This window comes from Mycobacterium paraintracellulare, from assembly GCF_000276825.1.
Classification (GTDB): Bacteria; Actinomycetota; Actinomycetes; order Mycobacteriales; family Mycobacteriaceae; genus Mycobacterium; species Mycobacterium intracellulare.
In genome coordinates, this window is the sequence record NC_016948.1 from 3,473,037 (window position 1) to 3,484,980 (window position 11,944).

The 11,944-nt window shown below is 66.7% G+C and carries 13 protein-coding genes and 1 pseudogene; 5 read left to right on the top strand and 9 right to left on the bottom strand.

Annotation, left to right across the window (positions count from 1 at the left end; translation table 11 throughout):
- Positions 1–7: 7 nt before the first annotated feature.
- Positions 8–583, top strand: a complete 576-nt coding sequence (locus OCQ_RS15655) for a TetR/AcrR family transcriptional regulator (RefSeq protein ID WP_008257987.1) — start codon at positions 8–10, stop codon at positions 581–583.
- Here OCQ_RS15655 and OCQ_RS15660 read toward each other — a convergent pair.
- The 4 genes from OCQ_RS15660 to trxA form a co-directional block, all read right to left on the bottom strand.
- Entirely contained in the window at positions 580–777 is a 198-nt protein-coding gene (locus OCQ_RS15660) for a helix-turn-helix domain-containing protein (RefSeq protein ID WP_008257988.1), read from the bottom strand. The two genes, OCQ_RS15655 and OCQ_RS15660, sit on opposite strands and share 4 nt — an antisense overlap.
- Before the next feature lie 183 nt (positions 778–960).
- Complete coding sequence (locus OCQ_RS15665; protein WP_014385196.1) at positions 961–2,598, bottom strand: ABC-F family ATP-binding cassette domain-containing protein; 1,638 nt, start codon at positions 2,596–2,598, stop codon at positions 961–963.
- Between the two features lie 27 nt (positions 2,599–2,625).
- Positions 2,626–3,435 carry an enoyl-CoA hydratase gene (locus tag OCQ_RS15670; RefSeq protein ID WP_008257990.1) on the bottom strand — a complete coding sequence of 270 codons (810 nt, stop codon included), beginning with the start codon at positions 3,433–3,435 and terminating at the stop codon, positions 2,626–2,628.
- Between the two features lie 43 nt (positions 3,436–3,478).
- Positions 3,479–3,832 (bottom strand): thioredoxin, encoded by a 354-nt coding sequence (gene trxA / locus OCQ_RS15675; protein WP_009953261.1) that lies wholly within the window; start codon positions 3,830–3,832, stop codon positions 3,479–3,481.
- A 145-nt stretch (positions 3,833–3,977) separates the two neighbouring features.
- Between trxA and OCQ_RS15680 the strand changes: the two genes are divergently transcribed.
- The 3 genes from OCQ_RS15680 (at position 3,978) to OCQ_RS15695 (ending at position 7,536) form a co-directional block, all read left to right on the top strand.
- Positions 3,978–5,807: an acyl-CoA dehydrogenase gene (locus OCQ_RS15680; RefSeq protein WP_014382818.1), complete on the top strand. Its 1,830-nt coding sequence runs from the start codon at positions 3,978–3,980 to the stop codon at positions 5,805–5,807.
- Positions 5,808–5,880: 73 nt separating this feature from the next.
- On the top strand, positions 5,881–6,669 hold the full coding sequence (locus tag OCQ_RS15690; protein WP_179960080.1) for a DUF5666 domain-containing protein: 789 nt from the start codon (positions 5,881–5,883) through the stop codon (positions 6,667–6,669).
- Positions 6,670–6,795: 126 nt separating this feature from the next.
- On the top strand, positions 6,796–7,536 hold the full coding sequence (locus OCQ_RS15695) for a DUF5666 domain-containing protein (RefSeq protein ID WP_041785709.1): 741 nt from the start codon (positions 6,796–6,798) through the stop codon (positions 7,534–7,536).
- A gap of 42 nt (positions 7,537–7,578) precedes the next feature.
- On the opposite strand, the gene OCQ_RS15700 is transcribed toward OCQ_RS15695, so the two are convergent.
- From OCQ_RS15700 to OCQ_RS27270, 4 genes are read right to left on the bottom strand one after another with little or no spacing between them, the layout of a single operon-like run.
- A complete protein-coding gene (locus OCQ_RS15700; RefSeq protein ID WP_014385200.1) occupies positions 7,579–7,989 on the bottom strand; it encodes a cupin domain-containing protein in 411 nt (136 codons plus the stop codon).
- Between the two features lie 19 nt (positions 7,990–8,008).
- The gene (locus OCQ_RS15705) at positions 8,009–8,761 is read right to left on the bottom strand and encodes an SDR family oxidoreductase (protein WP_014385201.1); all 753 of its coding nucleotides are present in this window, start codon (positions 8,759–8,761) and stop codon (positions 8,009–8,011) included.
- A 36-nt stretch (positions 8,762–8,797) separates the two neighbouring features.
- A complete protein-coding gene (locus OCQ_RS15710; RefSeq protein ID WP_008258002.1) occupies positions 8,798–9,226 on the bottom strand; it encodes a Rid family hydrolase in 429 nt (142 codons plus the stop codon).
- A gap of 16 nt (positions 9,227–9,242) precedes the next feature.
- Positions 9,243–9,863, bottom strand: a complete 621-nt coding sequence (locus OCQ_RS27270; protein ID WP_330981643.1) for a cupin domain-containing protein — start codon at positions 9,861–9,863, stop codon at positions 9,243–9,245.
- Here OCQ_RS27270 and OCQ_RS15725 point away from each other — a divergent pair.
- Positions 9,747–10,908 (top strand): annotated as a pseudogene (locus tag OCQ_RS15725) (IS3 family transposase). The gene OCQ_RS27270 and the pseudogene OCQ_RS15725 sit on opposite strands and share 117 nt — an antisense overlap.
- Positions 10,909–11,509: 601 nt before the next feature.
- Here OCQ_RS15725 and OCQ_RS15730 read toward each other — a convergent pair.
- Complete coding sequence (locus tag OCQ_RS15730; protein ID WP_014385204.1) at positions 11,510–11,896, bottom strand: GNAT family N-acetyltransferase; 387 nt, start codon at positions 11,894–11,896, stop codon at positions 11,510–11,512.
- Positions 11,897–11,944 lie beyond the last annotated feature (48 nt).

The window sequence follows — 11,944 nt, forward strand, 5'->3', positions numbered from 1 at the left end:
GCCACTCGTGCCCAAAGTCAGCGAGGACCATCTGGCGGCTCGCCGCCGCCAGATCCTCGACGGCGCCCGCCGCTGCTTTGCCGAATTCGGCTACGACAAGGCGACGGTGCGCCGCCTGGAGAAGGCGATCGGGATGTCGCGCGGCGCGATCTTCCACCATTTCCGGGACAAGGACGCGCTGTTTTTCGCACTCGCCCACGAGGACGCCGAGCGGATGGCCGATGTCGCCTCCCGCGCGGGACTGATCCAGGTGATGCGGGACATGCTGGCCGCGCCCGACCAGTTCGACTGGCTGGCCACCAGATTGGAGATCGCCCGCAAGCTGCGCAACGATCCCGCGTTCAGCCGCGGCTGGGCGGAGCGTTCGGCCGAGCTGGCGGCGGCGACCACCGATCGGTTACGCCGGCAGACGGAGGCACACCGGGTGCGCGACGACGTGCCCGGCGACGTACTGCAGTGCTATCTGGAGTTGGTGCTCGACGGCCTGGTCGCCCGGCTGGCGTCCGGCGAGGACCCGCAACGCCTGGCCTCGGTGCTCGACCTGGTCGAGAACTCAATGCGGCGCAACGGTTCTCGAGGTTAGGCCCGCGCCGCCTTCGCGGTCCGGTTGGGGCCGCCGCGGCTGCGCATCGTGGTACCCGACTCCCGCAGCAGGCTGTGGATCGACCCGTACGACCTACCGGTCGTGGCAACCAGGCTGCGGATGCTGGCCCCGCCTTCGTAGGCGTGGCGCAGTTCGTCCAACAACTGGTCGCGCGCCTTGGCCGACCTGTGCATTGCTCTTCTCATGGCTCCTCCGACACCGGGACACGACCGCAAGAAACCTAGAGTAAGAAGCCGTCGTCGACGGCGGGCGAATTTCGCCAAATCGCCTTGGGGCGCTTGCCGCCAGTGGCGATCGCAAGCGCGACCGCCGCAGAGTCCAAGCCGGGCGCAGCGGGTCGCCACCATCAGGCCAAGTCAGGCGAGCTCGATGAGATCCCGGTATTCGTCGGACCAGTAGTCCTCGGTGCCGTCCGGTAGCAGCACCACTCGTTGCGGGTCGAGGGCCTCGGCGGCGCCGGGGTCGTGCGTCACCAGCACCACCGCGCCCTGGTAACTGCGCAGCGCGTCGAGCACCTGCTCGCGCGACGCCGGATCGAGGTTGTTCGTCGGTTCGTCGAGCAACAAGACGTTGGCGGTCGACGCCACCAAACCGGCCAGCGCGAGCCGCGTTTTCTCACCGCCGGACAGGGTGCCCGCCAATTGGTCGAGCTGCGGACCGCTGAACATGAACGCGCCCAGCAGGCCGCGCAGGTCCTGCTCGCCCGAATCCGGTGCGGCGTGGCGGATGTTGTCCCACACGCTCGCGTCGTTGTCGAGGGTGTCGTGCTCCTGCGCGAAGTAGCCGATCCGCAGGCCGTGCCCGGGCTCGAGCCCTCCGGTGTCGGGGGTCTCGGTGCCGGCCAGCAGCCTCAGCAGTGTGGTCTTGCCGGCGCCGTTGAGCCCCAGCACCACCACCCGCGAGCCGCGGTCGATCGCCAGATCGACGCCGGTGAACACCTCCAGCGACCCGTAGGACTTGCTCAGCCCCTTGGCGACCAGCGGCGTGCGCCCGCAGGCGGCCGGCGTCGGGAACTTGATGCGGGCCACCTTGTCGGCGACGCGCTCCTCGTCGAGCGCGGCCATCATCCGGTCGGCGCGGCGCAACATGTTCTGGGCCGCAACGGCTTTGGTGGCCTTGGCGCCGAGCTTCGCGGCCTGGGTGCGCAGCGCGGCGGCCTTGCGTTCGGCGTTGGCGCGCTCCCGGCGGCGGCGCTGCTCGTCGGTCGCGCGCGCGTCCAGGTATTTCTGCCAGCCCATGTTGTAGACGTCGGCCTCGCCGCGCACGGCATCCAGAAACCACACCCGGTTGACGACGTCGGCGAGCAATTCGACGTTGTGGCTGATGATCACCAGCCCGCCGGTGTGGGCCCGCAGGAAATCGCGCAACCAGCCGATGGAATCCGCATCGAGGTGGTTGGTGGGCTCGTCGAGCAACAGCGTTGTCTCCGAGCCCGAGGTTCCCGCTCCGCCCTCGGAGGCGGCGAACAGGATGCGCGCCAATTCCACCCGGCGGCGCTGCCCCCCGGACAGGGTGCGCAGCTGCTGGGTCAGCACCCGTTCCGGCAGGCCGAGACTGGCGCAGATGCGGCTGGCTTCGCTCTCCGCGCCGTAGCCGCCCAGGGCCACGAAACGCTCCTCGAGCTGCCCGTACCGACGGATCGCGCGGTCGCGGGCGTCGTCGTCGGCGACCTCGGCCATCAACGCCTGCTGCTTTTCCAGGTCGGTGAGCAACACGTCCAACCCGCGGGCCGACAGGACCCGGTCGCGGGCCAGCACGTCGAGGTCGCCCTCTTTGGGATCCTGTGGCAGATAACCGATTTCGCCGGTGCGGGTGATCGACCCGGCGTACGGCTCGGTCTCCCCCGCCAGGATGCGCAGGGTGGTGGTCTTGCCGGCGCCGTTGCGGCCGACCAGGCCGATGCGGTCGCCGGGCTGGACCCGCAGATCGGGGCCGTCGGGCGAGAGCAGGATGCGCGCGCCAGCGCGGACCTCCAGGTCCGTGGCCGTGATCACGATCGCTCTCCCGAGTTGAAAAGACGCCTATTTGTCGTCGGTGAATACCGCTGGTCGTCGTTCTGCGCGTGCGGCAACCGCTTCTTCGAAGTTGGCGGTGAGCAGGCGGACGAAAAGCTGTCCCAAGCCTTCGGCTTGCATGTGCCCTTCCAGGCTACCGGCGTCCAGTCCACTCCACAGCGTGCGCTTGGTCAACTCGACGCCCGGCCGCGAGAACGCCGCGATCCGCGCGGCGATGGCGTAGCAGGTGTCCAGCAGCTGCTTGTCGGGCACCTGGCAGGACACCAGCCCGATGCGCTCGGCCTCCTCGGCGGTGATGTCGCGCCCGGTCAGCATGATCTCGAACGCCCGCGACGACCCGATGGCCCGCGGCAGCAGGTAGGACAACCCCAGTTCGCTGGCCGTCAGCCCGTTGTTGATGCCGGCGGCGCGGAAGTACGCGGTGGTGGAGGCCACGCGGATGTCGGCGGCCAGCGCCAGGCACAGGCCGCCGCCGATGGCGGGGCCGTTGACCGCGGCGATCACCGGCTGGTGCAACCGGCGCAAACCCAGGATGACTTCGTCGAGAATCTCCATGGAGCGCAGCGCATAGGTGGGGCGGGTCAGCCCCTCGACGTGGGGCACCGAGCCCGCGGACTTGTGATCAGCCCCCGAGGAAAAGCCCCGGCCGGCCCCGGTGAGGACGACGACGCGCACCGCGTTGTCGTACCTGACCTTTTCCAGGGCCTCCTTGAGCGGGACCATGACGTCGAACGCCATGGAGTTCATCCGCTCGGGCCGGTTGAGGGTTATCAGCGCGACGCCGGGCCGCGGATGGTCCACCAATACCAAACTCACCCATGCAACCTAGCGCGTGGCCGACGCCGGCGCGGTGCCGCGCTTACTCGGCCGGGCCGGCTTCGGCGGCGTCGACGTCGAACGCCCGGACCTGCTGAACCAGGTCCTCCAGCGCGGCGGGCGGCAGCGCACCCGGCTGGTTGAACAGCAGTTTGCCCTTCTTGAAGGCCATCAGCGTGGGGATGGACCGGATCTGGGCGGCCGCAGCCAGCTGCTGTTCGGCCTCGGTGTCGACCTTGGCGTGCACGATGTCGGGGTGTTTCTCCGAGGAGGCCTGGAACGTGGGGCCGAACTGGCGGCAAGGACCACACCAGGACGCCCAGAAGTCGACGAGCACGATGTCGTTGCCCTCGATGGTTTCGTTGAACTTCTCAGCGGTGAGATCGAGTGTTGTCACATTTGCGGTAACGCCCGGCGCCGACACGGTGTTCCCGCTCCGCCGGCGCCGCGCCCGGCGCTGGTTACGGTTGCGTACGTTTTCCCGCGTCCGACAGACTGGGCCTGACCATCCGCCGCCTCAATGAACCAGTGAGGGAATCGCGTTGGGCCACTACATCGCAAACGTCCGTGATCTCGAGTTCAACCTCTTCGAGGTCCTCGATATCGGCGCCGTCCTGGGCACCGGGGGCTACAGCGAACTCGACGAGGAGACGGTCCGCACGATATTGGCCGAGGCCGCCCGCCTCGCCGAGGGCCCGGTCGCCGAATCCTTCGCCTTCGCCGACCGCAACCCGCCGGAGTTCGACCCGGCCGAGCACACCATCAGCGTGCCCGACGAGCTGGCCAAGACGGTGCGGGCGATCAAGGAGGCCGGCTGGTGGCGGTTGATGCTGGCCGAGGAGATCGGCGGCATGGCCGCACCCCCGCCGCTGGCGTGGGGGGTCAACGAGATGATCATCTGCGCCAACCCGTCGGCGAACTTCTTCTGCCTCGGCCCGTTGATGGCCCAGGCCCTGTACATCGAGGGCAACGAGCAGCAGCGGCACTGGGCCGCCGAGGGCGTCGAGCGCGGCTGGGCGGCCACCATGGTGCTCACCGAACCCGACGCGGGTTCTGACGTCGGCGCCGGACGCGCCAAGGCCTTCGAACAGCCCGACGGCACCTGGCACATCGAGGGCGTCAAGCGCTTCATCTCCGGCGGCGACGTGGGCGACACCGCCGAGAACATCTTCCACCTGGTGCTGGCCCGCCCCGAGGGCGCGGGTCCGGGCACCAAAGGCCTGAGCCTGTTCTATGTGCCCAACTATCTGTTCGACCCGGACACATTCGAACTCGGTTCGCGCAACGGGGTTTTCGTCACCGGCTTGGAACACAAGATGGGCATCAAGTCCTCACCCACGTGCGAATTGACCTTTGGCGCAACCGATGTGCCCGCCGTCGGCTACTTGGTCGGCGACGTGCACCGGGGTATCGCGCAGATGTTCACCGTGATCGAGCACGCGCGCATGACGATTGGCGTCAAGGCCGCCGGCACGCTGTCCACCGGTTATCTGAACGCGCTGGCTTTCGCCAAGGAGCGAGTGCAGGGTGCGGACCTGACGCAGATGTCCGACAAGACCGCGCCGCGGGTCACGATCATCCACCACCCCGACGTGCGCCGCAGCCTGATGACCCAGAAGGCCTACGCCGAGGGCCTGCGGGCGCTCTACATGTACGCCGCCGCACACCAGGATGACGCAGTGGCCCAACGTGTTTCGGGCGCCGATCACGACATGGCGCACCGGATCGACGATCTGCTGCTACCCATCGTCAAGGGCGTGAGCTCGGAGCGGGCCTACGAGGTGCTGACCGAATCGCTGCAGACACTGGGCGGTTCCGGCTTTTTGGCCGACTACCCGCTCGAGCAGTACATCCGCGATTCCAAGATCGACTCGCTCTACGAGGGCACCACCGCCATCCAGGCGCTCGACTTCTTCTTCCGCAAGATCGTGCGCGATCGGGGCCAGGCCCTGCAGTTCCTGACGACACAGATCACCGCGACCATCGACGACTGCGACGAGGCTCTCAAGCCGGTCGCCCAACTCCTGCAGACCGCGTACGACGACGTGACGGCGATGACGGGCGCACTGACCGGGTATCTGATGTCCGCGGCCCAACAGCCCACCGATATCTACAAGGTGGGGCTGGCCTCGGTGCGGTTTCTGCTCGCCGTGGGCGATCTGCTGATCGGCTGGCGATTGCTGGTGCAGGCCGGCGTCGCACACCGCGCGCTGACCGACGGCGCGGCGGGCGCTGACGAACCGTTCTATCAGGGCAAGGTCGCGACCGCGACGTTCTTCGCCAAGAACATGTTGCCGAAGCTGACCTCCCTGCGCACGGTCATCGAGGCCATCGACGACGAGATCATGAGGGTGCCCGAAGAGGCCTTCTGACGGTCACAGGTTACGCACAGCTCAAATGGGTAAACCATGACGTTCGCTCTCACCGACGAATGGAGAAACGTTGATGTCTGCCAGCTGTGCCGTGCCCCGGCTCACGCGCTTCGCGGTATTCGCGGTCGCGGGGGCCACCGCCCTGTCCCTGTCCGCCTGCAGCTCGTCGAACAAGTCCAGCTCCACCTCCACCTCGACGTCGACGTCGACGTCCACCGTGACCTCGGCGGCCCCCTCGTCCACCCCGAACGCCGAAGCTAAGGTCAGCGGCCTTATCGCGTCGGTGGCCGGCAACTCCATCCAGGTCACCAAGGAAGACAACGCGACCGCCGCGGTGAACTTCACCTCGACCACCAAGATCACCGAGGCCGTTCCGGCGGGCCTGCCCGACGTGACCCAGGGCAGCTGCCTCAGCGTGAAGCCCACCGAGGGATCGGCGCCCGGGCAGCCGGTGACGGCCGCGAACGTCAAGATCAGCGAGTCCGTCAACGGCACCTGCCCCAAACCGCACGAGTCCACCCCCGGCGGGGCCAGCAGCACGCCGCCGTCCGGCTCGCCGTCGCCGGCCCCCGCCAAGCCGGCCTGGGTGCGGGGTTCGGTTGCGTCGGTGTCGGGCAACACCATCAACCTGACCGGCACGGATGCCAGCGGCAACACCACGCAGACGACGGTCACGGTCGACGACAAGACCAAATACACCAAGCAGACCAGCGCGAACACCGAGGCGATCGCGCCGGGCAAGTGCCTGTCCGCGCGCGGAACCACGGACAGCGGCGGCGCGCTGCAGGCGACGAGCATCAAGCTACGACAGGCCGTCGACGGCAAATGCGGTAAGCCCAAGCAGCCCGGCCAGGGTGGCTGACCCCGGCTCGAGCCAGCTGAGGTTGCCGTCACCCCCGGCGGGCGTGGGTGAAAACCGCGCTCGCCGGGGGTGATTGGCCGCGACGGCGCAACATGCGATGGAGAAGAGTCAGTGCGTGCCGCTTCACTGAAACCCCGGCCGACGCACATCGCGATCGCCGCGGTGATCGTTTTCATCGCGTTGTGCGTGGCCATGTGCGACTCCCCGCGCAACACGTCGAGCAGTAACGCGCCGCCCGCCGTCACGGCCGTCCCGCCCAACGCCGCACCGAGCGCGGCGCCACCGCCGGCGCCGCCCCCTGCCCCGCCGGTCGGCAAGGATTACGTCGAGGGCATGGTCCAGTCGGTCTCGGGTGGCACGATCGCGCTGCGGACGCGAACCGGCTCCGCGAGCGTGGATTACACGCCCGAGACGAGGGTTGTCCAGGTCACCCCGGCCAAGCTGGCCGACGTGACCCCCGGCAGCTGCGTGAACGTCCGCGCCACCCCGCAGAGCGCGCCGACCCCCGGGGCGGTCACCGCGCAATCGGTGACGGTCACCGCGTCCGCGGACGGCAAGTGCCCGCCGCCGGCCGGGTTCTACGGGACGGTTGCCTCGGTGTCGGACAACACCATCACCGTCACCGGGCTGGGCCCCGGCGGCCCGGGCGCGCCCACCACCGTGACCGTCACCGACTCGACCTCATATCAACGGCAGACACCGTCGGACGCCCAGGCGATCACCAACGGTAAATGCCTGGGCGCTAACGGAACTCAAGACGGCGGTGTGCTGCACGCGGCGATGATCAGCTTGGAGACGTGCCCGCCCATGGGCCACCCGCACCACCACCACCACCTGCATCTGCCCCACCTGCCGTTCCACCTTTAGCCTGCGGCGGCGCGAAGCCGGGCGCAGCGGGCCGCCGGCCGTTCAGCCGTTGACCCGCAAACCCTTTCGCGCCTCGAGCTCCTCTTGGGTAACCCATTCGCGCAACGGTCGCCCCGGCACACACAGCAACGTGAGGACGAAGCTACAAGGAATGTCAGCTCGGTTGTTCGCGTCCCGGTAGTGGATCACGTCGCCGCCGGCCCCCCAGAACGCGTCTCCCGCGCGAAGGACGCGGGGCGCTTCACCTTCGATCTCGAACAGCATCTCCCCGTCGATCATGTACCCGAATCCCGGTCCGCCGGGAAGCCGATGCGGCGGGTTTCCGGGGGCGCCGGGTGGATGGTTGATGAGGACGGTCAGCACGTGGGCGTCGGCCGGAATCGACGGCGACCGCACTTCCTGCAGCACGGTGAACGTTGATTTCGGTTCGAAGTCGTTCGCATCCAACAACATTCGCTGCCTCAACCTGGGGTTACGACGCGCGGTGCGCATCGATCCAGTCGGAGTATCGAGTGGTGAAGATCGTGGCGTTGTCGTCGGGCGCGAGGGTGTGATCGTCGATCACCGCGCCGAAGTACGGGGCCTGGGCGTCGGTCACGACCCGTCGATGATCACCGCCGGCGGCGAGGCCCGCGCGGACAAAGTCGTCCATTCCCATCGCTTCGGGTCCGGCGATCTCCGTCACGCCGTTGCTCGGGGGCTCGACCGCCGCGCGGGCCACGGCGGTGGCGACGTCGTCGGCGGCGATGGGACGGAACAGCGCGGGCGGCAACCTGACAATGTCTCCGTCCGTGGCGGAATCGGCCAAGCTGACCGCGAATTCGTAGAACGGAGTTGCTCGCACGATCGAATAAGGCACGCCCGAATCCTTGATCAGCTTCTCCTGAGCCGCTTTCGCGGTGTTGTAGCCGCTGTCCGGCATGCTCTGCGCGCCCACCACGGACAACGCGACGTGGTGTTTGACCCCCGCTTCCCGTTCGGCAGCGAGAAGATTCGCGGTCGCGGTCGTGAAGAAGTGCATCACGGGTTCATCGTCGAACACCGGCGAATCGGCGACGTCGACCAGGACGTCCGCACCGGCGACGGCGTCGGCCAGGCCTTCACCGGTGAGTGAATCGACACCGGATCGGCGGGAGGCGACGAGCACGTCGTGTCCTTGCGCGCTGAGCTGGCTCACCACCTTCGAGCCGATAAGCCCGCGACCGCCGATGACCACGATCTTCATGATGGACCTTTCCGAGTTGTTCTTGACCGAACCGGTCTACTTGCTGCCAAATCCGGCGATGGCGACGACCTCGATCTCGACGCGCTGGCCGGCCAGTGCGAGCGCCTCGACGCCCAGTGCGGTCCACAGCGGCTGCCGTTCACCGAGCCGCTTGCGGAACTGGTCCACCATCAACGACATGTGTTGACTGCCAATGGAATCGTCGGCGGTGGGGACATGGTAGGAGTGTACGTTCACCACGTCGCCCCAGGTGGCGCCCGCCTCGGCGAGGGTTTTCTCGATGTTGTCACACGCCTTGTCGATCTCGTCCTCTAAGGATGTGACCGACAAGGTGAAATTCGCGTCCCAGCCGCCCTGCCCGGAGATCTCGATGCGATCGCCGATGCGCAGAGCTTGGCGGTAGTGGTTGCGGGTGCGGGCAATCTCGCCGTACCCGGGCGTATCGAAGAATTCGGGCTTGGACATGCGGGGGTTCCTTTCATCAAATGGGCTCACCGGGGAATCTCACGCCGAAGCGTTTGCAGAGTTCGGGCACGCTGTCGACGTCCATCTCCAGCTCGTAGCGTGCACAGAGTTCGTCTAGGCTCTCCGTCGATATCTTGTCCACACCGCCAAGGTCGGTGAGCTCGTCGAAGAACTGCTCAAATCCTGCGGGGGAAATGATCTCGAGGATGCGGGCGGGTTCGTCACCCGCATTCCAGAACGTATGCCATTGGCCCCGCGGCTTGAAGATGAAGTCGGCGGGCCCGCCATAGAGCACTTCATCGCCGAGCAAAGCTCCTACACGTCCCTCGATGATCCAGCTGTACTCATCTTCGTTGTGGTGGCGATGAAGCGGTGCGGCCAGCGCTCGTGGCGACATCGGATGCTCGAGGACCGAGAAGCGCCCCTCCGCATCAAGCTTGTCGAGGATGTGGCGGGTCTGCCCCCGGTTTGGTTGACTCCTGACCTGTGAGGATTCGTCCTTGCTGGAAGGATCAACCTCGTGCCGAGACCGTTTCCCGCCGAGTTCCGAGCCGATGTCATCGCTGTGGCCCGCAAGGGTGAGGCGCCGTTGCGCCAGATCGCGAAGGACTTCGGGATTTCGGAGGCCTGCCTGCATCGCTGGCTTAAGATCGCCGACCGCGAGGACGGTGCCAACCGGCTGTCGCCTGCGGCGGTCTCTGAGGATGTGTCGGCGCAGCTGCGCGAGGCGCATAAGCGGATCAAGCTCCTCGAGCAGGGGAGGCTGAAGTGATGCGTCGCGCGGTCGGCTACTTGTCCCGGGATGCCAACCCAAAATGATGTACCCGCTGGTCCTCGACCTTGCCGATGACGGCGTGCCCGTCACGGTGACCTGCCGGGTCCTGGGATTTTCCACCCAGGCGTTCTACAAATGGCGCAAAGCACCTCTATCGCAGCGAGATTGGGATGATGCGCACCTGATCAACGCCGCCCGCGACATCCATGCCGACGACCCCGCATTCGGCTACCGATTCATCGCCGACGAACTTCCCGGACGCGGTATCTTCGCCAGCGAGAACCGTGTCGCACGGTTGTGTTCCCAGGAGCGCATCTGGTCGGTCTTCGCCAAGAAGCGAGGACTGAACCGCAGATCCGGGCCGCCAGTTCACGACGACCTCGTGCAGCGTCAGTTCAGCGCCCAGGCCGCCAACCAGGTCTGGCTGGCCGACATCACCGAACACCGCACCGATGAAGGCAAGCTCTACCTCTGCGCGATCAAAGACGTCTATTCCAACCGGATCGTGGGTTACTCGATGGACTCGCGGATGAAGTCCTCGCTGGCAGTGGCCGCCCTCGATCACGCCGTGGCGTTGCGTTCACCTGCCGCGACGATCGTTCATTCGGACAGGGGTAGCCAATTTCGCTCACGAAAGTTCGTCCATGCACTGTCGCACAACGGATTACACGGATCGATGGGTCGTGTCGGCGCGTGCGGTGACAACGCTGCCATGGAGTCGTTCTTCGCCCTTCTGCAACGCAACGTGCTCGACCGGCGACGCTGGTCCACCCGAGCCGAACTACGCCTGGCGATCGTGTCGTGGATCGAGCGGACCTACCACCGACGCCGCCGGCAACGCGCACTCGGCAGACTCACCCCGATAGAGTTCGAACTGCTCCACACACAAGCCGCAACCGCGGCCTGAAAATCCCACCCCGCGAGTCAACTGAATGCGGGGCAGTCCCGGCGGACACCGATAGTGCCTTGGAACACCGACTTGCCTTCGGTGCGCCCGACAGACCTAGCGGGTGGCCCGCCCGGCCTCAAGATGTCAGTTGCCACGTCAATTCCACCTTCCCAACTCTTCTGTCGTCACCGAAACAACCATCTGGCCTCACACTGCATGATCGAGGTCTCCTTTAGGTTTTCCGTGACGGTTCATCGCCGTCCCCGGTATCGACGGCGCTTAAACAGCTCAGCTCGGCCGCCGCACAACGGGGGGCAATCCTGCGGGTCCTGCTCTTAGTGAACCTGCAACCACGCCGGGTGAGCTGTCATCACCCCAACCACCAATTCACCCGGGTGAGTAGTGCGCCGCAGTGAACCCGAGCGTGGACGGATGAGCCTGCGCTCGCGGGAGCCCGCTGTTCGCGGGACAGATCGAACGCGTCCGCATTATGAGTGGACTTGCCTCCCATCAGGGAATCGCATCTTCCGAAACTGAACGCACACAGCAGGATACGCTCACCAGAGCGGCGACTACGTCGTCGCTGACGGGCGGCCGGCCACGGAACAAGCGCGGGCGATTAGGGGCTGTCGCGAGCCGGCCGCGACACCGGGCGGAGCAATCCTTGATACTGGTCGGCGACCAGGCCCCGATATTCGGGGTGGCGCAGGATGTAGTCGGCCGTGACCTTGCACCGTGGGATGACGGTATGTCCGGCCCTCCGGATCAGAGTGAGCACACCACTGATCATCGCCGAGGAGACCCCCCGATCACGCCATTGCGCATCGACCTCGGTGGCCATCAAAACGATGTGCGCGCGGTAGCGGCGGTACGGCTGCCGACCGATCACCTGGCCGTCGACGGCGGCCTCGAACCGACTGTCTTGGGCGTTGTCGGTGATGATCGTCTGTAGTCCATGGTGGGCACTGCGTTCGATACTGCCCATCGATGTTGCCGATTCGCTCACGATCCACTATCCCTTCCGCATCGTCACGGGTGGCAGCTGAGGTCATGG